Origin of the sequence: Pseudoalteromonas sp. S1727, assembly GCF_005886375.1 — a bacterium.
Lineage (GTDB): Bacteria > Pseudomonadota > Gammaproteobacteria > Enterobacterales > Alteromonadaceae > Pseudoalteromonas > Pseudoalteromonas haloplanktis.
On record NZ_PNDT01000011.1, the window covers coordinates 58,948 to 83,709 of the forward strand.

18 protein-coding genes are annotated in these 24,762 nt (G+C 42.2%); 9 read left to right on the forward strand and 9 right to left on the reverse strand.

Going from position 1 to position 24,762, the window contains the following annotated elements; genetic code table 11:
* Positions 1-65: 65 nt before the first annotated feature.
* Genes CWB85_RS03675 through CWB85_RS03695 form a run of 5 tightly spaced genes read left to right on the forward strand, consistent with a single transcriptional unit; the run spans position 66 to position 7,269 of the window.
* Entirely contained in the window at positions 66-1,232 is a 1,167-nt protein-coding gene (locus CWB85_RS03675; RefSeq protein WP_138554136.1) for an efflux RND transporter periplasmic adaptor subunit, read from the forward strand.
* A gap of 8 nt (positions 1,233-1,240) precedes the next feature.
* Positions 1,241-4,402, forward strand: a complete 3,162-nt coding sequence (locus CWB85_RS03680; RefSeq protein WP_138554137.1) for an efflux RND transporter permease subunit — start codon at positions 1,241-1,243, stop codon at positions 4,400-4,402.
* Positions 4,389-5,765, forward strand: coding sequence for a TolC family protein (locus CWB85_RS03685; RefSeq protein ID WP_138554138.1), 1,377 nt, complete (start codon positions 4,389-4,391; stop codon positions 5,763-5,765). The genes CWB85_RS03680 and CWB85_RS03685 overlap by 14 nt, the downstream gene beginning before the upstream one ends.
* Positions 5,766-5,782: 17 nt before the next feature.
* On the forward strand, positions 5,783-6,808 hold the full coding sequence (locus CWB85_RS03690) for a zinc-binding dehydrogenase (protein ID WP_016706788.1): 1,026 nt from the start codon (positions 5,783-5,785) through the stop codon (positions 6,806-6,808).
* 56 nt (positions 6,809-6,864) lie between these two features.
* Positions 6,865-7,269: an NUDIX hydrolase gene (locus CWB85_RS03695; protein WP_016706787.1), complete on the forward strand. Its 405-nt coding sequence runs from the start codon at positions 6,865-6,867 to the stop codon at positions 7,267-7,269.
* A 166-nt stretch (positions 7,270-7,435) separates the two neighbouring features.
* Here the strand turns inward: CWB85_RS03695 and CWB85_RS03700 are convergent, their stop codons facing one another.
* Genes CWB85_RS03700 through CWB85_RS03710 form a run of 3 tightly spaced genes read right to left on the reverse strand, consistent with a single transcriptional unit; the run spans position 7,436 to position 10,950 of the window.
* A complete protein-coding gene (locus CWB85_RS03700) occupies positions 7,436-8,059 on the reverse strand; it encodes a PqiC family protein (RefSeq protein WP_016706786.1) in 624 nt (207 codons plus the stop codon).
* Positions 8,059-9,714, reverse strand: a complete 1,656-nt coding sequence (pqiB, locus tag CWB85_RS03705; RefSeq protein WP_138554139.1) for an intermembrane transport protein PqiB — start codon at positions 9,712-9,714, stop codon at positions 8,059-8,061. The genes CWB85_RS03700 and pqiB overlap by 1 nt, the downstream gene beginning before the upstream one ends.
* Before the next feature lie 15 nt (positions 9,715-9,729).
* A complete protein-coding gene (locus CWB85_RS03710; protein WP_138554256.1) occupies positions 9,730-10,950 on the reverse strand; it encodes a paraquat-inducible protein A in 1,221 nt (406 codons plus the stop codon).
* 169 nt (positions 10,951-11,119) lie between these two features.
* Between CWB85_RS03710 and CWB85_RS03715 the strand changes: the two genes are divergently transcribed.
* Positions 11,120-11,896 (forward strand): substrate-binding periplasmic protein, encoded by a 777-nt coding sequence (locus CWB85_RS03715; protein WP_016706783.1) that lies wholly within the window; start codon positions 11,120-11,122, stop codon positions 11,894-11,896.
* Here the strand turns inward: CWB85_RS03715 and CWB85_RS03720 are convergent.
* Positions 11,885-12,700, reverse strand: coding sequence for an acyl-CoA thioesterase (locus CWB85_RS03720; protein WP_016706782.1), 816 nt, complete (start codon positions 12,698-12,700; stop codon positions 11,885-11,887). The genes CWB85_RS03715 and CWB85_RS03720 overlap by 12 nt on opposite strands.
* A 244-nt stretch (positions 12,701-12,944) precedes the next feature.
* On the opposite strand from CWB85_RS03720, the gene dnaK reads away from it, so the two are divergent.
* Complete coding sequence (dnaK, locus tag CWB85_RS03725) at positions 12,945-14,864, forward strand: molecular chaperone DnaK (RefSeq protein WP_016706781.1); 1,920 nt, start codon at positions 12,945-12,947, stop codon at positions 14,862-14,864.
* A gap of 214 nt (positions 14,865-15,078) precedes the next feature.
* A complete protein-coding gene (gene dnaJ, locus CWB85_RS03730) occupies positions 15,079-16,212 on the forward strand; it encodes a molecular chaperone DnaJ (RefSeq protein ID WP_138554140.1) in 1,134 nt (377 codons plus the stop codon).
* A 69-nt stretch (positions 16,213-16,281) separates the two neighbouring features.
* Here the strand turns inward: dnaJ and CWB85_RS03735 are convergent, their stop codons facing one another.
* Positions 16,282-17,412 carry an HlyD family secretion protein gene (locus CWB85_RS03735; protein ID WP_016706779.1) on the reverse strand — a complete coding sequence of 377 codons (1,131 nt, stop codon included), beginning with the start codon at positions 17,410-17,412 and terminating at the stop codon, positions 16,282-16,284.
* A 3-nt stretch (positions 17,413-17,415) separates the two neighbouring features.
* Positions 17,416-17,760, reverse strand: a complete 345-nt coding sequence (locus CWB85_RS03740) for a DUF3302 domain-containing protein (RefSeq protein ID WP_016706778.1) — start codon at positions 17,758-17,760, stop codon at positions 17,416-17,418.
* 350 nt (positions 17,761-18,110) lie between these two features.
* On the opposite strand from CWB85_RS03740, the gene ybaK reads away from it, so the two are divergent.
* Positions 18,111-18,572, forward strand: coding sequence for a Cys-tRNA(Pro) deacylase (gene ybaK / locus CWB85_RS03745; protein WP_138554141.1), 462 nt, complete (start codon positions 18,111-18,113; stop codon positions 18,570-18,572).
* Here ybaK and CWB85_RS03750 read toward each other — a convergent pair.
* The 3 genes from CWB85_RS03750 to CWB85_RS03760 form a co-directional block, all read right to left on the reverse strand.
* Positions 18,557-20,086, reverse strand: coding sequence for a tryptophan halogenase family protein (locus tag CWB85_RS03750; protein ID WP_138554142.1), 1,530 nt, complete (start codon positions 20,084-20,086; stop codon positions 18,557-18,559). The two genes, ybaK and CWB85_RS03750, sit on opposite strands and share 16 nt — an antisense overlap.
* Before the next feature lie 18 nt (positions 20,087-20,104).
* Positions 20,105-21,625 (reverse strand): tryptophan halogenase family protein, encoded by a 1,521-nt coding sequence (locus tag CWB85_RS03755; RefSeq protein WP_249314774.1) that lies wholly within the window; start codon positions 21,623-21,625, stop codon positions 20,105-20,107.
* Positions 21,626-21,707: 82 nt separating this feature from the next.
* Entirely contained in the window at positions 21,708-24,722 is a 3,015-nt protein-coding gene (locus CWB85_RS03760; protein WP_138554143.1) for a TonB-dependent receptor, read from the reverse strand.
* Between the last annotated feature and the right edge of the window lie 40 nt (positions 24,723-24,762).

Consider the following 24,762-nt stretch of genomic DNA (forward strand, 5'->3'; position numbering starts at 1 on the left):
ATCTACGGTTTTTGTCCACATGTTTGTTCCGTAATATGAAAAAACATATAAAAAGGAGCGTCGTCATGAACAAACACTTAATAGCCATAGCCGTTTTAGGGGCATCACTTGCTCTTAGTGGCTGTGCTGAAGAACCAGCCCAGCAAAGTAACCAACAACATCTTCAGCCAATTGATGTTGCTGAAGTTTTAGTGAAGCCAGTGCAAAACTGGCATACCTATACCACGCGTTTAGAAGCGCCCGAAGAAGTGTCTCTTATGCCACGTGTGGCAGGTGTTATTGAGCAAATTGCGTTTAATGAAGGTGATACTGTAAAGCAAGGTGATTTATTGTTTAAACTGGATGCTCGTCCTTATGCGGCAGTAGTGGCAAGTTTAGAAGCACAAGTAGTCAGTGCAGAGGCCGCATTATCACAAGCGCAAAGTGAAGCTAAAAGAGCTGTACGATTAACCGAGCGTAAAGCGATTTCGACAGAGCAAGCCGAATCACGTACTTCAATGTTACAGCAACGAGAAGCACAGCTTGCGGCCTTAAAAGCACAGCTTATTGCGGCTAATTTAGATTTAGAGTTTACAGATATCCGTTCACCAATTGATGGTGTGATCTCCCGCGCTAACATTACCAAAGGTAATAACGTGTTGGCGGGACAAAGTGTGCTGACTTCAATTGTCTCAAACCAGACTATGTACGCTTACTTTGATGTTGATGAGCGTACTTGGAATCACTCATTTTCACAGGTAGCTGCAGCAGATCATCAACAAGTGGTGATGCAGAAAGTGGGGCAAAGTACATTTGCGCACACCGGTTATATCGATTTCATTGATAACCAAATTAATGCAGCAACAGGCACGCTTCGTGTCCGAGCTCGATTTGATGAAAATACAGGATTACGAGCAGGGTCATTTGCGCGGATCAAATTAGCAGCAAATGATATTACCGAACAAGTGATCGTGCCTGATAAAGCCATTGGGACTGATCTAAAAAACCGCTTTGTACTGACTGTCGGTGAAGGCAATATCCTTGAATATAAGCTTGTTACAACTGGCGAGAGATATGGCAGTTTTCGTGCTGTGACCGCTGGCTTAAAAGCTGGCGATGTCATTGCTGTTAATGGGCCAGCACGCGTGGGTCCTGGCATGCCTATCGCACCAAATACAGTGACTTTAGACACCGAAGGTGTGGCTTTTACATTATCGCCAACCGCGCAGCACACCCTGATGGCTAAGAAGTAGGACGAATAATGAAATTTTCACACTTTTTTATTCAACGACCGATATTTGCAGCCATGCTGTCATTGGTGATTTTAATTGCCGGTGCGATATCGTTATTTCAGTTGCCTGTCAGTGAGTACCCAGAAGTTGTACCACCTACAGTAGTGGTTACCGCTAATTACCCTGGTGCAAACCCGACCGTGATTGCGCAAACCGTTGCAACACCATTAGAGCAAGAGATCAATGGCGCTGAAAACATGTTGTATATGTTTTCACAAGCGACCAGTGACGGCCGTATGACGCTGACAGTGACATTTGCACTTGGTACAGATCTCGATCGTGCTCAAGTACAAGTGCAAAACCGTGTAAATAGTGCTTTGCCGCGTTTACCGCAAGAAGTACAGCGCTTAGGTGTAGTGGCAGAAAAGTCATCACCAGATTTAACCATGGTAGTGCATTTATATTCACCTGAAAAAACGCACGATACCGCGTACTTATCAAACTATGCTGATCTGTATATTAAAGACCAAATTGCGCGCTTAAGTGGTGTGGGTGATGTGCAGTTATTTGGCGGCGGCCAATATTCCATGCGTGTGTGGTTAAACCCAGATGCCTTAGCGGCACGAGAGTTAACGGCAATGGATGTGGTCACGGCTCTTCGCGCGCAAAACCAGCAAGTAGCAGCGGGCAGTTTAGGCGCGCAACCTGCGGCAACGGATAGTCAATTTCAAATACTGTTGAATGTAAAAGGGCGCTTAAATAGCGTTGAAGAGTTTCAGCAGGTGATCATTAAAGTGGGTGAGCAAGGCCAATTAACGCGTTTAAGCGATGTTGCACGTGTTGATCTTGGCCAAAATACCTATTCACTCAGAGCTGAGCTGGATAATCAACCAGCCTTGGCAATGCCGATATTTCAACGTCCCGGTTCTAATGCAATTGAGCTTTCTGATCAAGTACGTGAAACCATGGCGCGTTTATCAAAAGATTTCCCAAGCGGGGTTGAGTACGACATTGTTTATGATCCGACTGTATTTGTGCGAGGTTCAATTGATGCCGTCATCACTACGTTGCTCGAAGCAATTGTGTTGGTCGTTATCGTGGTCGTGCTATTTCTACAAACGTGGCGTGCGTCGATTATTCCTTTGATAGCGGTGCCAGTGTCACTGATTGGTACTTTTGCGGTGATGCAATGGTTAGGTGTATCGATTAATACACTGTCGTTATTTGGTTTAGTATTGGCCATTGGTATTGTGGTTGATGATGCCATCGTGGTGGTCGAAAACGTAGAACGAAATATTGAACAAGGGTTATCACCGTTGGAAGCCACCCGTGTAGCGATGACAGAAGTGACAGGGCCCATTATTGCGATTGCTTTAGTGCTTTGCGCAGTGTTCATTCCTACCGCATTTATTACCGGTCTTTCGGGGCAGTTTTATAAGCAGTTTGCTTTAACGATTACTATTTCAACGGTTATTTCAGCCTGCAATTCATTGACTTTATCACCGGCATTATCGGCACTGTTATTAAAAAGTCATGATGCTAAACCGGATGCACTAACACGCTTATTGAATCGTTTATTTGGCCGTTGGCTATTTGCGCCTTTTAACCGTGTATTTGACCGTGGTGCAAAGGGATACCAAAAGTTGGTGCAAAAATTAATGCGCATGACCGCCATTGTGATGGTGGCTTATGTGGTATTACTTGGCGGCACAATTAAATTGTTTGATGCGGTGCCTGGTGGCTTTATTCCGGCGCAAGATAAACAATACCTCGTCGCTATTGCCCAGTTACCTGATGCGGCCAGTTTAGAGCGTACCCAAGATGTGGTTAAACAAATGCAAGAGATTGCACTGCAAGTACCGGGTGTTGCTAATACTGTTGCTTTTCCTGGTTTATCCGTCAATGGTTTTACCAATAGCCCTAATAGCGGCATTGTGTTTACACCACTGGAAGCATTTAGTGAACGCAGTGATCCAAGTATGTCAGCAATGGCGATTGCGGCACAATTGAATCAACGTTTTAGTGCAATCGATGAAGCATTTGTTGCGGTATTCCCGCCGCCACCAATTCAAGGCTTAGGCACTACGGGTGGTTTTAAACTGCAACTAGAAGACCGCGGAAATAAGGGCTTTGAAACACTATTTAACAGCTTACAAACAGTGATTGGCAAAGCGCAGCAAGATCCCGCGTTAATGGGGCTTTATTCAAGCTTTAGAATACAAGTGCCGCAAATGGATATTGATATCGACCGTGAACAAGCGTTGATCCAAGGTATTCCGTTGGATGAAGTATTTAATGCGCTGCAAGTGTATTTAGGTTCAATGTACGTGAATGATTTCAATTTATTCGGCCGTACTTACCAAGTAAATGCGCAAGCAGATGCGGATTATCGTCTTGATCCAGAGCAAATTTTGAATCTAAAAGTACGTAATAACCAAGGCAATATGGTGCCGTTAGGTTCGGTGTTAACAGCTACACCAAGCACCGGTCCCGATAGAGTGATGCACTACAATGGTTACCCAAGTGCAGAACTCAATGGCAGTCCAGCGCCAGGTTACAGCTCAGATCAAGCACAACAAGCGATTGAACGTATTTTGGCTGATAATTTACCAAGCGGTATTGAGTATGAATGGACTGAAGTAACCTTTCAGCAAATCCTTGCCGGTAATACTATGGTGTATGTTTTCCCATTAGTAGTGTTACTCGTGTTTATGGTACTGGCAGCACAATATGAAAGCTTACGTTTGCCACTGGCGATTATTTTAATCGTCCCAATGACTATATTTTCAGCCTTAATGGGCGTGTGGTTAGTGGGTTCAGACAATAACATTTTCACTCAAATAGCCTTAATTGTGTTGGTGGCGTTGGCCTCTAAAAATGCCATATTGATGGTGGAATTTGCGCGGGATAAAAATAATCATGGGTTGAGTCATTTTGATGCCATTTTAGAGGCGTGTCGGATGCGTTTACGCCCTATTTTAATGACGTCAATTGCGTTTACTGCGGGTGTTATCCCTTTAGTATTAGCAACGGGAGCCGGTGCTGAAATGCGCCATGCGATGGGAAATGCCGTGTTCTCTGGGATGATTGGAGTAACCGTGTTTGGCTTATTATTTACACCGGTTTTTTATATCTTAGTCACCAAAACGCGTAAAGTAATTACACAGGAGCAAAGTAATGAGGAAGTATAAATTAACCGCTCTTGTTGTTGCGGGTCTATTAACTGGTTGCGCGAGCAAAATTGATGAGCAGCAGTATCAAACGCAACTGCAAGAATTTATCGCACAAACGCAAATAGCTGAGCAGTTACAAGGTCAAGATGAGCTTAACTGGTGGCAACAATTAAACTCGAGTCAGTTAAATAACTTGGTTATTAGTGCGCGCACTAATAACCATGATTTACGCACCAGCCAATTACAGCTAAAAAGTGCACTTGCTCGTTTAGGTGGGCAAAAAGCTCAGTACTTACCGCAAGGAGGAGTGGCTGTTGACGCTACGCGCACACGTATTGGTGATCTGTACAGCCGAGAATCAGCCGCTAACATAAACCTTGATTGGCAGCTAGATTTATTTGGTAAGATCACCGCGCTTGTTGATGCTGCTAACGCAGGGGCGATGAGCCAAGCCGAGCAGTTACGAGCGTTGCATATTGAAGTGGTTGCCTCTGTGGTTAAAGGGTTTGTGAGTTTGCAAGGTAATAAACAAAAACAGCAGATCATTGAGTTACAAATTGAAGCATTACAGCAAAGTATTGCTGTGCTTAGAGCACGGGTTGAAGAAGGTGTGGCAAATGAGCTGGATTTAAATCGAACCTTGGCACAATTAAAGCAACAGCAGGCACTGTTGCCAGAAATTGAATATGCGCAATTTCGTGATTTAGCGACGCTGGCAACATTAACAGGGCAACTACCAGGCGATTTAAGTTTAGTTGATGAGCAAAGTCTATTCGAACATGCGTTTACTGTGAGTTTGGCAACGCCCAGTGATGCGATTGCTTTGCGACCTGATATTAGCCAAGCGTTATTTGAGTTTAGCAAAGCTAATTCATTAAGTGTGGCTGCGAGTAAAGCCTTGCTGCCTGATATTAGTTTAACGGCATTTGCAGGCGTAGTGAGTATAGGCAACAATCAACTCTCTAATACCGTACAACAATGGCAAGTGTCGCCTCAGATCGAGTGGTCCTTGCTAAGTTACCCTGCGTTACTTGCACAACGTGATGCTCAACAATACTTAAGTGAAGCCGCTTATAGCCAATACCAACAAGTGGTGTTAAATGCCCTGACGCAAAGTGAACTTTCATTGCAGCTATTAGTCAAACAAACTCAACAACAAGGCTATGCCAAAGCACGTTATGAGTTTGCTAATAATGCCTTTTTACAAGCGCAAGCCATGTATCAAGAAGGACAAATCCCTTACTTAGAGTTGTTAGATGCGCGACAGGATGTTTTAATAGCGCAGGAAAATGCAATTGACTCAACGATTTCATCATTACTTGCTAAAGTCGATACTTACCAAGTATTTAATGGACGTTGGAGTTATGCGTTAGTTAATTAAGCTAAATTGAGTTTTTAATGCCACATACTGATCTTTTATCAACAATCCCCGCCACAATGCGTGCGATTGCGTTACTTGAACCTAATGAACAGATAGAGTTATCTGAGCTTGAATTACCTGTGCCTGACGTTGTCGATAACGAGCTACTGATAAAAGTTGAATATGTGGCGCTAAACCCAGTCGATGCTTGCTTTGCAAAACAGGGGTTTTGTAAATGGGAGTATCCACATATTCTGGGCCTTGATGCAGTTGGCGTGGTAGTAAAAGCAAGCAAAGGCGTTTTTCCAAGCGTTGGTGCACGGGTCATGTGGCATGGTAATATTGGTGAGCAAGGGGTGTTATCTCAATATGCAAAAGTCCCTAATTTTGCTGTATCTCAAGTGCCTGACGAAGTGAATTTAAAGGATGCCGCAACGTTACCATGTGCAGGTATGTCGGCATTAGTTGCTTTAGATAAGCTGCAATTAACAGAAGGTGATTCTATCTTAATTGAAGCGGGGGCTGGCGCTGTGGGTCAATTTGCGATTCAATTTGCAAAGCAACGCGGTGCAACGGTTTTTACAACCGCGAGTAAACGTAATCATAAACTGGTTAAGCAACTTGGCGCGGATGTTGTCTTTGATTACACCGATAAGAAACTTAGCGATAAAATTCGTAAAGAACTTGGGCCACAAGGTTTTGACGCCGTACTTGATTCTATTGGCGGAGAAACCACCGTTAGAAATGTTGAATTAATGCGCTTTTGTGGACGTATTGCCTGTTTAAATCCGTTACCTAAATTTGAGCAAGAGCTAATGTATCGACGAGCACCAAACATAGGCATAGTCTCTTTAGGCGGTGCTTGGCTTGCCAATAGTTTATGCGCCCAGCAAAGAATGAGTTTTATGGGTAATTTATTGCTTGATAATTTAGCCAGCGGCAATATTAAAATTCCACAGATCAGTGATGTTGAATTCAGCACTAAGAGCATTTCAAAGGCGCTTAATAGGCAAATTGATGGTGGCTTTACTGGTAAGCAAGTAGTAAAGATTAATCATGAGTAATAGCTGATATAGCCTCGCAATTGCGGGGCTTTTTATTAGTTGAAACCGAGGGAATCATGTCATTTACTGATTTTTATCGCCTGAGCGCACATGCGGTGATCACTAACGACAGTGGTGATATTTTACTGTTAAAGGCAAGCTACGGTGAGCAAGGATGGGGATTACCTGGTGGTGCCTTAGATATGGGCGAAACAGTACATCAGGCATTGATACGTGAGTGCCAAGAAGAGCTCGGTTGTGAAATAGTAATAGAGCATTTAACAGGTATTTATTACCATAGCGCTTTTAATTCTCACGCATTTATATTTCGAGTTAAATTATTAAAAGATGCGTTGATCACCTTGAGCGATGAACACTTAGCGTACCGTTACTGCGCGTTTACAGAACTTTCGCCAGTGCAACAACACAGAGTGGCTGCTTGTTTGAACTATACTGGCACAGTTGATAGTGCCGCATTTTAATTTGCTCTGACGTTGGCTATCATTAGCAGGAAAGTGCGATATGCAAACACAACGTTTAGATCCTTGTATACTCTGCTACCATCGTTATATTGTTTGTTAAATAAACTGAGCTTTTCAGTATGAGGCAAAGCAGTGCTGAATAATAATGGCACTGCTTTGGTGGTGTTTATTTGTGAATAAGTGAACTCAGCGTCGTGGCGACATGCTCATTAACCTTTTGCCAGTTTAATTCTAAACTGGCGACCAAACCTTCATAGTCATCATCAATTAATGGGCTAACTTCACTAAAGTAATGGATTGCTTGCAATGAACGGCCTTTTTCAAACGACGTGTAATATAAACGCCACAACCCAGAAATATCGGCATTTCCTTGCTTATCGCCATTAAAATGATGAAGCTCATATTCTAGCTCATAATAACTTTGCTGATCTTTATCGGTGATAACAGGTAACCCTTTTACCACCATCCAATTATCAAGAGCGGTAAAAAGCGTTTGATGAGCACTGGCGGTCAGCATTTGATCCGGAGCTTCACTCCAGAGATGATAATTTGCAGCGTTCATTTGGTTATTGTCTAGCTTCATAGCAATGCCACGGTTGTTCAATGCACCGCGCAAACTGACAGTGCTGACACGCAATTGAGCGACGGTGTCGATTGAGCTACGTTGCATTGGTTGTATGGTTTGCTCAAATTGATAATATTCAACTGGCGCATTAAGCGACTGACTACAGCCAGATAAAAATAGTATCCCGATAACAGCAAAAATTTTAGGTCGTAAAAGCATGTGCATTATTGTTTCCTCGGGGTAGGATCAGCAGGCAGTGATTTATCAAAAATAAACATATTCGGTTGCTCATTCAAGCCACGGGTAAGAGGCTGTAATTCTTCGCTTAAACGTTTAAATTCAGACAACGTTTGTTGTAATTGATGATGAAACGAAGATCCTTGCTGGTAACTGGCCATGGTTTTTTCAAATTGTTTCATGGTGACATCAAATTGCTGCATGCTTTTGGTCATCTCAGCAAAATTACGATTAATATCGCCGGGTAAATTTTGTGTATCTTGTTGGCTTAATAACGTACGCATTTCATTGGCTAGAGCTTGATAATCAGCAAATGCGGATTCAATTTGTGCTAAGCTGTCTTCAATTTTTAAATTATTTACTTTATTTAATACATCTGAAACTTGATCGGCAAGTACTGTAATTCCGCTGGAAATACTCGGGAATACTTGATATTGCGAAAGCGTTTCTAGTTTTGCTGTCGGTGCATCATGATAAATATCAAAATCAACATACACCGCACCGGTGAGTAAATTGCCTGGTTTTAAAGAAGCACGTAAGCCATTTTGTATCCAGCCATCGACACTACTTTGCCAAAACTGTTTTGCGGATACGCTGTCATGATACATACGGCCATACTCTATTTTGATCAGGGCAGGCACAGCGGTACTATCGGTTCTAAAGTGAGCAGGTTTACCATCTATAATCACATTGGCAGGGGCTTCAACCACAGTACCTACTCGCATGCCACGGTATTCTACTGGTGCACCGGCACGTAACCCCCGGATAGACTGTTCAAACTCAATTAAGTAATAATCAAAATCATAAAAACGCTCTTCAAGGGCATCTTTGTAACTATTACTTAGGGAGAAGTTATGGCCTTCTTGGGCATACTCTCCTGGCGACTGCTGATCAGGCAAGCCCACAGAAATGCCCCCTTTTAAGAGTTTGCTTAATGAGCCAGTTTTGACATTAATGCCATCGGCAGATAAATCAATCTCAACACCTGAATTAACCCAAAAAATAGAATTTAAAGTGATCAGGTTTTGATAAGGTTCGTTGACGAAAATACCGTACTTCATGGCTTGGTTTTGCCAATCAAATGTTGCCGTTTCGACCTGTCCAATTTTATAGTTCTTAAAAAAGATGCCGGTGCCGACATCCATTACTTCAGCATCGTAACTCAGTAAAGTAAAACGCCCACCTTTTACGTCTTTACCTATTAAAGCAGGCTCTTCTTGGAGTTCAAAGTGCTCTTTTGTTTTAGTACTCTCGCCCGGGGAAAACTCTAAATACACCCCTGAAAGTAAAGTACTCATGCCACTGATCCCCGTTTCATCAATACGTGGTTTAACAACCCAAATATTAGCGTCTTCGGTCAGTAAGCCATCATAGTGCTTGTCTATTTGGGCACGGGCTATTACGCTATTTTTATCATCAGAGAGTCGAACATGATCAACTTGGCCTATTTTTACACTGCGTACTTTTATTTCTGTTTTACCTGCAATAATGCTTTCGGCGTGAGGCATTGAAATAAATATCGTAGCCCCTTTGTTTGCTTGATATTGATAAAGCATCCATGCGCCAACCAGTAAAGCTATAACTGGGATTATCCAAATAGCTGAAATAACTGGTTCTTTTTTTATATTGGCGGTTTCACTCATGCTGTTTCTCTAAATTTATGGTTTGTGATCATTGCTTGGAGAGTCCCATAATAGCCGAGGATCAAACGCGTGTGCTGCCAACATTTGGCAAATCACCATGATGGTAAAAAATACAGTGCCTATACCTGGAGTCACTGACATTAAGTTTCCTAATTGTACTAAGGCTACTAGAATTGCTACAACAAATACATCGATCATGGACCATTTACCAATAAATTCAGTTAATTGATAAACTTTTGTATAGCCTTTAGTTTGGGGGTTGGCGGGTTTACTCACCAAAAAGCATAAAAAACTTAAAATCAGCGCTTTAGCTAAAGGTACAACCACACTGGCTAGAAAAATAATCACCGCGATGGGATAAGAACCCGCTTGCCATAACACAACTACCCCACCAATCAATGTTGAGGGAGATTCATCCCCAAGGCTGGTGGTGTACATAATAGGAAATAGATTAGCAGGGATATAGCAGGCGACAGAGGTTAATAACCAAGCTGCGGCTTTTTGCACGCTGTGAGGGTTACGGACGTGGGTTTTGCTATTACAGCGCGAACAATATTCACCTTCACTAAGTTGATGACACACGTGGCAAGCGCGAATATCGTTATCTATTGCACGATATGATAGTTTGGCCGTAGCAATTCTTGCTTGCGGTTGAATTTGATCCCATAAACGTGCTCTATTTAAATGTGCTAATGCGCCAATATAGAGGATCACAAATGCGACATACGCCCAAAAGCTAACCCCAAAACTGATGTCCGCAAGTGACATAATCTTTACCATACTGACTAAGACGCCAATTAAAAATATCTCAGACATGATCCATGGTTCCAGCGCTAACGTAAACTTAAGTAGGCGTCTTGCAATTGTGTGTGGCAATACGTTCAAAACACCTAAATGCAAAGGAATAAGAATAAGAAGTAACAGCAGTGGTAAACCAATAATGCTGATATCAATAAATAGGCCTAATAAGTCACTGTCGTAGTTAAATAGGATCCTTGCTGCATCGGGTAGCGTAATTGTCTGGGTTATACCATTGCTACTAAATGAAATAAATGGGTAAAACATGCTACTTAACAACATAAGTAAAGCACTGATACTGAGCGCGACTATACGACTATCATAATTAATATTTGCTGCGCAGAGTTTACTATGGCAATGTGGACAGACGGCCATTTGCTTTGCAACTATCCGTGGAATGTCAATTATAAGGTCACAATTAGGGCAAGCAGTTTGCAAATTAGTCGCCATTGGAGAAATAAATTAAACCAAGTTTGCATTAATTCAGGGCTAAATACAAATGCGAGATTGGAACAATTAGGCTAGTCTAATAAACATGAGCTTAAGTTACTAAGAATGCCGTTATGCTGTTCTATTATTAATAAAAGCATATATTCAAAGAGGTTAAATGAAATACTTTATAGCGATTTATTTAATTTTACACAGTGGACTTGCTTTGAGCTTAACTGCTCCTATGCCTAGCGAAAGGATCACGGTTGCTGTAAGCCCCTCTGTACCACCTTATGTCTTCAGTCACGATGACAGTGGCTTACAATTGCAAATTTTAAAATCAGCGTTTAAAAATCAAGGTATCACCAATCTCGATATCGTTTATATGTCCAATAAGCGAGCAGGGCAGTCGCTTGAGAAAAAGAATGTCGATATAGCTATGAACTATGCAGGGGTAACTGGCTCTACAATTTACTCAAGTAAGAGTTTATTGGCTTATCAAAATGTCGCTGTTAGTTTAAAGAAAAATAACTTTAAAATTAATAGCGTGTATGACCTATCAGGCAAAAGCGTGGTTGCATTTCAACATGCCACCGAATTTCTTCCTGCGCCATTTAAATCGTTAACAACTAAATTACGCTCTTATGAAGAAGTGGTTTATCAAGCAGCACAAGTTGATCACTTAATGAAAGAATGGGTTGATGTCGTGGTGTTGGAAAAGCGGGTGTTTTTATATTATTTGCAGCAATATAAAAAAACACACCCAATTCAAGCCATTACAATTCACCCTATTTTTCCTGCAGCACCTCGTCCGGCTTATTTTTCCAGTAAAGTGCTGCAAGAGATTTTTGATATGGGGCTGACCCATATCATTGAAAGTGGTGAATACAGTAAAATAATGGCGTTTGATGGCAGTGACTACGCGCAAGTTACTGCACCAAACTCAATCAAATAATGCAACGGTTTGACGAGTAAGTGCGAGCAACTCACCAGATTGCGACCAAATACAGCCATCCTCTAAACCATAACCATCTTTACAATGATGCGTGATTGCTTCAAATCCAAGCCACTCGTCTGCACTTAACTGAGGCGTTGTTACAAACTCTAAATACCACGACATACTACTGGCAGGTGCGGGTTGATTAAACATTTGCAGCAAAGTTGGTGGCCATGCATCTGTTAGCGCAATAATATGGGCCTCACTAAATTGTGCTGGAGGCTGTTTTAACTTCATCCAGCCGCCTAAATGTGATGTTTTAGCTGCTGTAAACGGCATGCTGCCTTGTTGCGGGCATAAGTCGACATGTTGAAAGAACTCAGGCATCGCTCCCGCTTGAAAAGGTAAAATGCAACGCTCATCGACAGGCTTGAGATCCATCTTCTTTGTGACCGGTACATTAATTGCTGAATCGCGTGACTTTGCAAAACAAGCTTGGACAACCACACTTACTTGATCATTTTGCACCGCTTTTGCCAATACTTGGGTACTACTTTTTCCTTCACGTAAGATTTCGATAACGAGTGAGAAATCAGTGTCAGCTAATAAAGGCCCAACAAAGTTAGTGCTTATAGAAAGTAAACGACGACTTGGTTCAATTTGTTGTCGCATTGCTTGATAAAGTAGTGCGGCAGATAAACCGCCAAAAGCTGTTCGACCTTGGCACCAGTTAGCGGGAAACTGCATGGTAGCATTTGCTTGTTCAGAAGCGGGTTGTTTGCCAATCAGCGCGGCTTGTTGCAGCAATTGATCAAAGTGCATGGTGATCCTTAGAGGTGTTTATTATTAATTGATATTTTTATAACACATAAAAACTTGTCAGACCAGTCGTTAAAAACGTGATGGTTGCTGTAAAAAACACCATTACAGGCAAGTAATCGGGTTTTTTAGAAAATAAATTATAAAAAATCAGTTTTTTTTCATTTTTACTGTTGAATTAAGTTTGTAGCATCCCTATTTACTAGTCATCGAACGTATTAACGAATTTTGAAGTTGGAGATGATTCATGGGTAAAATTATTGGAATCGATTTAGGTACTACAAACTCTTGTGTTGCGGTACTAGATGGCGATAAAGCACGCGTAATTGAGAATGCGGAAGGCGATCGCACAACACCATCGATCATTGCGTACACGCAAGATGGTGAAACATTAGTTGGTCAACCTGCAAAACGTCAAGCAGTGACAAACCCAACAAACACATTATTTGCGATTAAGCGTTTAATCGGTCGTCGTTTTGAAGACGAAGAAGTACAACGTGATATCGGCATCATGCCTTTCAAAATTATCAAAGCAGATAATGGCGATGCATGGGTTGAAGCGGGCGGCGAAAAACGCGCTGCACCACAAATCTCAGCCGAAGTATTGAAAAAAATGAAGAAAACAGCGGAAGACTTCTTAGGCGAAGCTGTAACGGAAGCAGTTATCACTGTTCCTGCATACTTTAATGATTCACAACGTCAAGCAACCAAAGATGCGGGTCGTATCGCGGGTCTTGAAGTTAAACGTATCATCAATGAGCCAACGGCTGCTGCTCTTGCTTACGGCATGGACAAAAACAAAGGCGAGAATATCGTTGCAGTATACGACTTAGGTGGTGGTACTTTCGATTTATCAATCATTGAAATTGATGAAGTTGAAGGCGAGCATACATTTGAAGTACTTGCTACAAATGGTGATACCCACTTAGGTGGTGAAGATTTCGATAACCGCGTTATCAACTACTTAGTAGCTGAATTCAAGAAAGATCAAGGTTTAGATTTAAAAACTGATCCACTTGCAATGCAACGTGTAAAAGAAGCTGCAGAAAAAGCAAAAATTGAACTTTCATCAGCACAATCTACAGAAGTAAATCTTCCGTATGTAACAGCCGATGCAACAGGTCCTAAGCACATGAACGTGAAATTAACACGTGCGAAGCTTGAATCACTTGTTGAAGACTTAGTACTTAAATCAATTGAACCGCTGAAACGTGCACTTGCTGATGCAGATTTATCTGTAAGTGATATTAACGACATCATCCTTGTTGGTGGTCAAACACGTATGCCACTTGTACAAAAAACAGTGTCAGAGTTCTTTGGTAAAGAGCCACGTAAAGACGTTAACCCTGATGAAGCTGTTGCAGTTGGCGCGGCGATTCAAGGTGGTGTGCTAGCGGGTGATGTTAAAGATGTATTATTACTAGACGTTTCACCATTATCTCTAGGTATTGAGACTATGGGGTCAGTAATGACTGCATTAATTGAGAAAAACACCACGATTCCGACTAAGAAATCGCAAACATTCTCAACCGCTGAAGATAATCAGGCTGCAGTTACAATCCACGTACTGCAAGGTGAGCGTAAACGTGCTAGCGACAATAAATCTCTAGGTCAATTTAACTTAGAAGGTATTCGTCCAGCGCAACGTGGTACACCACAAATCGAAGTTACTTTTGATGTGGACGCGGATGGCATCTTACATGTATCAGCAAAAGATAAAGATACAGGTAAAGAGCAAAAAATCACTATTCAAGCATCTTCGGGTCTAAGCGACGAAGAAGTTGAAAAAATGGTTCGTGATGCTGAAGCACACGCAGAAGACGATAAAAAATTCGAAGAGCTAGTTGCAGCTCGTAACCAAGCTGATGCATTGGTTCACGGTACACGCAAGCAAATCGAAGAAGCTGGCGATGCATTACCAAGCGAAGACAAAGAGGCTATCGAAGCCGCTGTTGTTGACTTAGAAGCAGCCATTAAGAGTGACAACAAAGAAGAGATTGAAGCTAAAACTCAAGCACTTGCTGAAAAGTCACAAAAATTAATGGAAATTGCACAAGCGAAAGCTCAACAAGCTGGCGGTAACGCTGGTGAGCAACCGCAACAATCAGCTAAACAAGATGACGATGTTGTTGATGCTGAGTTTGAAGAAGTGAAAGACGACAAGTAATTGTTGCGAGCGCTTCGCCTAACTGAAAACACGATGACTGGTATCGTCATTTAAGTTAGGATGAACAACTTAGGCGCGCAGGCATAAGCTTGACGCGCCTTTTGCATGTAAAGACGTGCAGACTTCGTTTAAAAAATTCAATGGTAAATCGATAAGATTTATCGATTTATCCGCAGCAATGCTGCAGTAGCATAAAAAGAGTAGTGTGATAGATATGTCAAAACGCGATTATTATGAAGTCCTTGGTGTGGCGAAAGATGCCGGCGAAAGAGACATTAAAAAAGCGTATAAACGCTTAGCGATGAAATATCATCCAGACCGTACCGCAGGCGATAAAGAGCTTGAAACTAAGTTCAAAGAAGTAAAAGAAGCTTACGAGATCCTCACCGATAGCCAAAAGCGCCAAATGTACGATCAATATGGTCATGCCGCGTTTGAAAACGGCGGTGGCGGCCATCATGGTGGGCACGGTCAAGGTGATTTTGGTGATATTTTTGGTGACGTGTTCGGTGATATTTTTGGTGGCGGCGGTGGTCGTCGTCAATCGCGCCAGCAACGCGGTGCTGATCTACGTTACAACATGGACTTAAGCTTAGAAGAAGCGGTTCGTGGTAAAGAAGTTGAAATTAAAGTACCGACATGGGTAAGTTGTTCACCTTGTGATGGTAGTGGTGCTAAAGCAGGTTCGAAACCTAAGACATGTACTACATGTCACGGTGCAGGCCAAGTACAAATGCGCCAAGGGTTCTTTGCAGTACAGCAAACTTGCCCGACGTGTCAGGGAACAGGCCAGATAATTTCTGATCCATGTAATAGCTGTCATGGTCAAGGCCGCGTAGAGAAAACTAAAACCTTATCAGTTAAAATTCCAGCGGGTGTAGATACGGGCGACCGTATACGTTTATCTGGTGAAGGTGAGGCTGGGGTACATGGTGCACCAGCGGGAGACTTGTATGTGCAAGTGTCTGTACGTGAACACCGTATTTTTGAGCGTGATGGTAATAATCTTTATTGTGAAGTCCCCATCGGTTTCACTACCGCTGCATTAGGCGGTGAAATTGAAGTGCCAACGCTTGATGGCCGTGCTAAGTTAAAGATCCCCGCTGAGAGCCAAACAGGTAAGATGTTCCGTATGCGTGGTAAAGGCGTTAAGTCTGTACGCAGTGGTGCTGTTGGTGATTTGATCTGTAAAGTGGTGATTGAAACACCAGTTAACCTAAATGAACGTCAGCGTGAGTTATTAGAAGAGCTTGAAGTAAGTATGGGTAAGGATGGTTCTAAAAATCGTCCAAAAGAAAAAGGCTTTTTTGATGGTGTAAAAAAGTTCTTTGATGACCTAACTAAGTAAGTTACTTCTTAACGTTTTAAATAAAAAATGGCGCCAATTGGCGCCATTTTTATTCATTAATATTACTTGTTAGTGATCTAAGAATAAAAAGTTTTGCCAGCTCTTCATTCGGATCAATACTTTACGCATTACAGATACATGCTCGAAGTGATCTGAATAGACAGCTACCTCAGCACTGGTTCCTTTTGGTAAATTATACTCACTTATATCATCTTTAAGCTTTAATACCACAACCACTTGGCCATTTCGGTGGAAATACTCGCTACCTATCAGTGTGCCTTGTGCTTGTACCTGACCTTCAGCCATGGCAGGAAGCACAGATACAATTTCTCCTGCAAACGTTTTACCTGGAATAGCTTTGAAAATAAAATCAGCTTCATAGCCAGGTTGTAAACGAAGTGCTGAGTTTTGTCTAAACGAAGCAACAAAACGCGACTCTTCATCATGAACAAAGGACATCACAGGGCGCAAAGGCATAGGCACAGCCATCATACCTGGGCGCAAGGTTAGTTGCGTAACGTAACCGTCTGTAGGCGCATAAATTTTGGTACTATCTAGATTAAACTGTGCTTCTTCAAGGCGGGCTTCAGCCTGTGCTACGATAGTTTGCTTGCCATTTACCTTTGATTCGAATGCGATACGTTGACGTTCCTCTTCGGCTTGAGCTGCCTCATAGGTTGCCTTAGCTGCGTAAAAAACACCTTTCATATTATCTACGCTGCCTTTTGAGTACGCCCCTTTTTTGGCGCCTTCTTCATAGCGTTCAAATTCAACTTTACTACGCAAATACTCAGCTTTAGCTCTAAGAGTGCTAGCCTGTGCTGATTTATATGATGCTTCTAAACCTTTAGCGGCTTGAATTGCATCTTGTAATTGCGCTGTTGCTTCATTGACTTTTGCTTGATAGGGAGTTGCATCGATACTAAATAGTAAATCGCCGGCTTTAACCTTTTCATTTGGTTCAACAGTGATAGTTTTCACTATACCGCGTACATTTGGCACGATAGGTGTAGTAACATAAACGTTACGCGCAATATTGGCATGTGGATGGTTATAGTTCATTACTAATATCAAGGTGCCAATTAGTACAATACCGCCAAGCATAGCGGTCGGTACTGTCCACTTATTTAATGGAATATCAAACACTTTAAAAACGACAACACAGATAGCGGTATAAGTTAGTATTAAAAGTAAATCCATTAGTTAGCTCTTTTCTTCATTATTTTTAGTACTTAATTGTGACTGCAACGCTTCAACGGTTGCTGTTAAATTCGCTACTTTGGTAGCTAACTCATCGTGCTCTTGTTGTAAATGGTTAAACCCCCAGCCTCGGTCATCACGCCATAACGTTGCCCAAATCCATAAAAATGGCCACAATACATGTAAGGTAAATAAACTTACCCAACCGGCGTAGTGAATGGCATCTTGATGTGGGTGGTTACGCTTTTTAGCGATTTCGTAAGGTATGTCGTGCAGCGCGATGATGCCGTAAAATAAAAAGATACCAACAAAGATGAGTATCCCTAAAGCAAAGTAATCTAAAAACATTATTATCCCTATTATTACCCTAATGGGTGAAGTTAGGGGAGTATAATGCCAAAAGTTACCGCTAAGTGCACCTGATTATCGCAACTCCTGTATAGGCTTTAATGTTATAGGTTATTTAAGTTTATGTTTTATAGGTAATTCATAGAATATTTTTAGTTTCCATTACGGGGTCTTGCTGCTCTAATTTAGAGCAATATGAACAATGGAGCTTTATTTATTCATTATCTCGTTGCTGTGTGGTTAAATACCAATGAGCAGTTTATAAATTATGCAAATCATTGCCTTATGTTGCTATTGATGGCTGCTAAGGACTGTTATTATTTGACGAATACAATTTACAGGGGATAACGATGACACCCGCAACACAGCTTTTAAAAAAACACCAAGCCAGCTTTACAGTGCTCAGTTATGAGCATGATGCAAGTTCGACAAGTTTTGGTTTAGAAGCGGTTGAAAAGTTAGCCTTACCAGCCACGCAAGTATTTAAAACCTTAGTACTTGAAACGAATACACAGCAGTTAATTGTGGCAATTACACCGGTAACACAGCAAGTTAACTTAAAGCTGTTAGCAAAAGCTTGTGGGGCTAAAAAAGTACACATGGCAGCTGCACAAAAAGTTGAAAATAGTACAGGGTATGTTCTTGGTGGTGTAAGCCCGTTGGGGCAAAAAAAACGTCTTGCTACCTATCTTCATAATAGTGCACAGCAATTTGATACTATCTACGTGAGTGCAGGCAAGCGCGGGCTTGAAATCGCACTTGCTCCATCAGTATTATTAAACCTAACTTCAGGTCACTACGCTGACTTTTGATAAATCTCCTTGGCATCACAAAACCGCGTAATAAAGTCAGCATGGCTAGGCTGTGTTAAGGCCGCCTGAGCAATCGCTTCACTGCCTTGGTGTAAGCTTTGGATGAGCTTATTGCTGTCGAGTGAGTCAAGTACCGGATTATACCGTGATGGCATCACTTGCATGCCGTTAAGCACCGCATACCAGCTTGTAGGTTGAAATAATTGCTCAGCCGCTGGGGTTAATGTGCCCGCGACTTTAAAGATAGCTAATTTTTGTTGCAAGCTTTGCGGTATCGCCATCGAGGCGCAACGTTGCCAAAACTCCGTGTCGCTACGTGCCGTTGTGCAATAGTGCAGCACTAAAAAATCGCGGATCTCAAGGTAGTCTTGGTGAATACGACGATTAAATTCATCTATGATCACTTGATTTGTGTCACTGTTATCAGGGAACATTTTAATGAACAAGGCTAAGCTTTTTGACACTAAGTGAATAGCCGTTGACTCCAAAGGCTCAATAAACCCCTGTGCGAGTCCGAGGCTTAAACAATTTTTAAGCCAAGCTTGTTTACGGACCCCGGTTTTAAAGGCAATTACTTTGGGGTGGGTTAGCAATTCACCAGTGACGTTTGCAAGGAGTGTGTCTATCGCTTGTTGGTCAGTGCAGTATTTATCGCAAAATACGTAACCATTCCCCATGCGATGTTGTAAGGGAATGTGCCAGCTCCAGCCTGCGTTTTGTGCTTTTGCGACAGTATAAGGGCTGATTGTTTTACTGTGAGTTGTTTGTACCGTTACGGCACGGTTACAGGGCAGGTAGTCGCTCCAATCATCAAAACCCGCATGCAAAGTTTGTTCAATTAAAAGGCCTTTAAAACCAGAGCAGTCGATAAAAAACTCCCCAGTAACAGACTGTTGATTGACATGTAAATGAGAAATATTTCCGGTATTATCTTGGTGCACATCGGTGATAACCCCTTCAATGCGCTTTACGCCATTGTTTTGGGCATAACGCCTTAAATAACGTGCCATTAAACCAGCGTCTAAATGTAAGGCAAAGCGAGCGCGACCCAGTGCTGTATTGTGTGCCTCGTGGGGGATAAAAAATTTATTATGTTGAGCCAATATAGCCTCTGGAGAATGCGCCATTAGTGGTGTGGAATCACCCTCGGCGGCAGCTTTTAACCAACATTGATAAAAATCGTGACCATCTATATTACGACCTAAGGTGCCAAACGGATGAAAATAAGCCTCTCCTTTATTGTACCAATCTGTAAATTGAATACCGAGCTTAAATGTGGCTTGCGTGTGTTTGATAAAGTCGGCTAAATCAATGCCGATACTTTCTAAAATGGCGATAAGCGGTGGAATAGTCGCTTCACCAACACCAATGGTGCCAATTTCATCTGATTCAATTAATGTGATCTCAACGGCTTGTTTTTTAAGTGCGTAGCTCAATGTTGCGGCTGCGAGCCAACCGGCAGTGCCACCACCTGCAATGACTATTTTTGTTATGGGTTGTTGTGTTAATTGCATCGTGATTATTTACCTTGGTTAATAACAAGTGCTTAGAGTAAATTTACTTAAAAACTCACTGTGTGTTGGTGTTTGCTGAGTAAGTGTTGTAATGGTGTTTTGCATAAAATTTAATTGTTCTATTAGATATTGCGCAGGCATGTTATCGGCACGCGGATGATAGTGTTCGGGTAGGTAATTAAATCCATCAAAAATAGCCAGCCAGCTGTCTTTACCAAACATTTCCCATGCACGTGGCAGTACATGGCCAGTATCTTTAAATACCTGCATTTTTTGCGCTAAACTAGTTGGAATTGGCATATCTCGGCAGTATTGCCACATTGCAGAGTCTGTTCGCTGGTTTAGTTTGTAATGCAAAATAATAAAGTCACGCACATGTTCATACTCAAGTGCAGTTGTGTCGTTAAACTGTTTTTGTGTTTGCGCAGTATATTGTCCCGTCGGCAGTAACTGCTGGATACGCGCTATCGCTGTTTCAACTAAAGCAATACTGGTGGACTCTAATGGTTCTAAAAATCCTGCAGCTAAACCTATGGCAATACAGTTACCCTGCCATGCCTGCTTACACCGACCTGGAGTAAAAGACAACGCTTTAGGCTCATTGATCATTGCTTCAGTTAGTGAGCCTTCTAGAGTATTAAGCGCTTGTTGATCTGTACAATATTTGCTGGAATAAACAATTCCGTTTCCAGTTCGGTTTTGTAACGGTATTTGCCATTGCCAGCCAGCACTATGGGCTTTAGCGATTGTGCGAGCGTTTATGTGTTTATGGGAGTGTGTCTGCACTGCAAATGCCCGATCGCACACCAGCCATTGGCTCCAATTTATGTAAGGTACCTGTAAAGCTTGTTGCAGTAATAAACCTTTAAAACCGGAGCAATCAATAAAAAAATCCCCCTGTAATCGGCTGTTGTCAGAAAATAAGAGCTGACTAATTTGCTGCGAATTCTGCGCAACGGTTACCTGCGTGACTTGTTTATCAATTAACTTTACACCTAGTGATAGAGCGTGTTTTTTCATTAAATTAGCAAATAAGCTGGCATCAAAATGATAGGCCCAATCAAATACTTCAAGTTGGTTTGTGGGCGGCTTTTGTTGAGGGGAAAACTTATTCTGCCGAGCTAAATTGGCGCCTAATGAATACGCACTTAGGGGCACGTGGTGGCCATGGTGTTTTGCGCGTAACCAATAGTGATGAAAGGGGACTTCTTTGGTGCTTTGTCCGTACAAACCAAATGGGTGTATAAAACGACTACCCAGTTGATACCAATCTTGGAACTCGATCCCTAATTTACATGTTGCGTTGGTTGCTTTAATAATATCATCATCGCTGTAACCCAGTTCATTACAAAAGCGTCGAAGCGTTGGAATGGTTGCCTCACCAACCCCTACGGTGCCAAGCACTGTGGATTCAACTACCGTGATCGTAATTGCTTGCCCTTTAAAGTGTTGGTTTAATGCGGCAGCGGTCATCCAACCAGTGGTGCCGCCACCCACTATGACAAGATTATTGATTTTTTTAAGCGGTGAGCTATTCATTAGCGTACTCTTGTTATTAGTATAAAAACCGCTAACAAACTTGTTAGCGGTTTTATTGTGCATTTTACTAGCTAAAAAACGACTAGAAGGTAATACGCGTACCCAATGTCCAACGTGCTTCATAGACATTCTGGAAGGCTTTTTGGCCAGAAAACTCTACGTAAGTTTGTTGAATTTCTTCAGTGATATTTGAACCATTGATATACACGGTAATGTTTTCATCGAAGTGGTAGCTTACGTTCAAATCAAGTTGCGCATAATCATCTTGGTAAAGTGACTGACCACCTGTCGAAGCACTACCTTGGGTGATCAAACGTGGGCTTCTAAAGTTATAAGCGAGGCGTGTTGAGAATGCATCTTGCTCATACCATAAGACAAAGTTATAGGTATCTTTAGACATACCGACAAAAGGCAAGTCATTACCATGTACATCTTTAGTATCTTGTGAGCTATCGCTGTAAGTATAGTTTGCATCGATACCAAAATTATCGATAAAGCTATTAGTCTCAAATACATCACCAAACGCTAGTTTAGTGCCAATTTCATAACCGGTAACCCCACCGCCATTACCTTGTACGTTGGCTGTAAATGGCCAAGGTCCACGGCTTACACCATCAGAGTCGGGCTCATCAATCATTACGGTTGAGCTTTCGGTAAAGCTTTCAATTTCAATATCATAAGTGGCGACATACATCATCGATGCTTCACCCATATACCATTCAGCAGAAAGTGAATAGTTTTCCGAGCGCCAAGGGTCAAGTGCAGGGTTACCGTTTAATGTACCGTTAACGACTCGCATACAGCCGCAGCTGTCATCAAATACTGAGCCGACTGTTTTACCCGCACCCCACTGATCTAAGTTAAGAGGCTGCATATTTTTAGACCAAGAAGCACGTAAGATAATATCGTCCGTGGCAGAGTAAGCTAAATTTACAGAAGGGAGGTAATCAGTATAACTGCGATCAGTTACAGTATCACCAATATCAGGACCTAAGCCTGAATGCGGCAGGTTAGGACCGACGAGGTTCTGTTTTACGTATAGATTAGTTTCAACTACTTTCATACCAATATTACCGCTGAGTGCTTCGTACTCAAAGTTGGCTTGTAAAAAGTAGCTAAGTTCATCTAAAGCGACATCGTAAGTTGAGCCACCATTTTCTGTGCGGGCAACATTGCCAAATACATCTTCATGGAATTGACGTGGATCACGGAAGTTATCAGGATCAATTGACCAAACACCGGGAATACCGGTAACCCCGCCAAAGTTTGTTTGCCATGAAACCGAGGCATGCTGATCGAGGCGGGTAGGGGGTAATAAGGTGTAAGGTGTCCAGGTACCATTAACCATCTCACCTGTTCCTTGTTCTTGGTAGCAAGGATCGCCCTCAGCCGCACCATTGTACTGTTGATCCACCGCTTTCCACTGGGCAATGTCACAGCCATCACCAAACTCAGATGTATAAGTAAACTGGTCGTGATCTACTTTACGTTCAGAGTAACGTAGGCCAAAATCAACGCTGGTTATAAATGGGTTATCTTCTAAAGCATAATTCCATTTGGTGCTAAAGGTATTGATTTCACCTTCATCGTCGGTATTTCCTTCTGATGAAAATGCGCCTACATGGTAGGAGTCTAGATCGGCCATGTAGTCGGCAACGCTACGCATGCCTTTACCGCCGTTGACCATTTGATCAAACCCACCAAATGCAGGGTGTGTTCCTGCCGCATCGTAGGTAATAAAGAAATCATTTGACTCTATCCCTTGTGAATATAGTGCGTTACAACCCCCTTGGTCACCTATGATTGCTTCACCATTATTACAGAACTCGGCTGGGTTTAATCCACCAGGACCTGTGACTAAACTGCCTTGATCGATACTTAAAATATCGCCTTCACCATATCCGTGGCGCATCTTAGCCGTCGCACGGGCAAAGGTTGCTCTCACTTGACCTGTTAATGCGCCACCATTGTCATAATTAAGCTCGAGGTTAAAGTTCTGCGATTTTTCTTCGTTACCATTAGCTTGCGTGAATGACTGCATCCGGTAAGGGCGCATTTTAAATGCATCGACACCTTGCCAAGGATTGCCATCAGCATCAGTAAAAGTGTCACCTGTTGAATTTGTAGCATAGGCATAATTGGCGTATGTTTGCCAACGGCTATTGTGGTTAAAGCCGCGGCGAGCATTAAACCTGTCTTGTTTTGTATAAAAATAATCAGCGGTTAACTCAAAGCCTTCACCTAAGTCAGCTTGAAAAGAAAATTGCACGGCATCACGCTTACGTTCTTCTGTTTTATTAAACGCGGTAAAGCCATGTGGAATGATGTTGTAAACTTCGCCACCTTCTGCCGGTTGCTCGCCCCATGTATGGTTGTTTTCAGTCCAACCTAAACCGCCATTTTCAGAGGTGTCATTGTAACCGTTGTAGTCGCTTGCTAAGTTTGCCTCAGAAGTAACCGCAGAGAATAAGAAACCTACTTTTCCGTTGTTATAACTGAGTAAACCATTAATATTAGGATCGGTTTCGTCACTGATAGAGCCGCGCGTGATTTCAGCACCTCCAGAGACAACCCATCCTTCATCCATATCAAAAGGGCGACGTGTTTTTAAGTTAACTGAACCGGCAATACCCGCGGCACTATTACTCGATGTTGCTGATTTGTAGACATCTACACCAGAGAATAACTGGGATGGTAAGTCACCAAAGTCAGCCCCTGAACTGTCTATTGTCGTCGCACTTAGAAATACTTCGCCATTTAATGTGGTATCAACTTGTGGTAAACCACGTATCGCGATTGGTCCCCCTTCACCGGCCACTCGCTCGATTTGCACACCGGTGATACGTTGCAGTGAGTCTGCAATGGTGACATCAGGTAATTTACCAATATCCTCTGCTGCAATGCCATCAACTTGTGATGCTGCAAAGCGCTTTGTGTTAATTGCGGCCACGGTACTACCACGAATACCTCTTACTTCAATAACCTCTACATCATCTTTAGCTTCTGCAGCGTTTGCTGTAAGCGGTGCAACACCACTTAATAATACGCTTGCAATACTTGTTGCGATTAGACTTTGTTTAAAATACCTACCAGACATAAAGAAACCCTTTAATTATTAATATTATATTTCGGTAGAG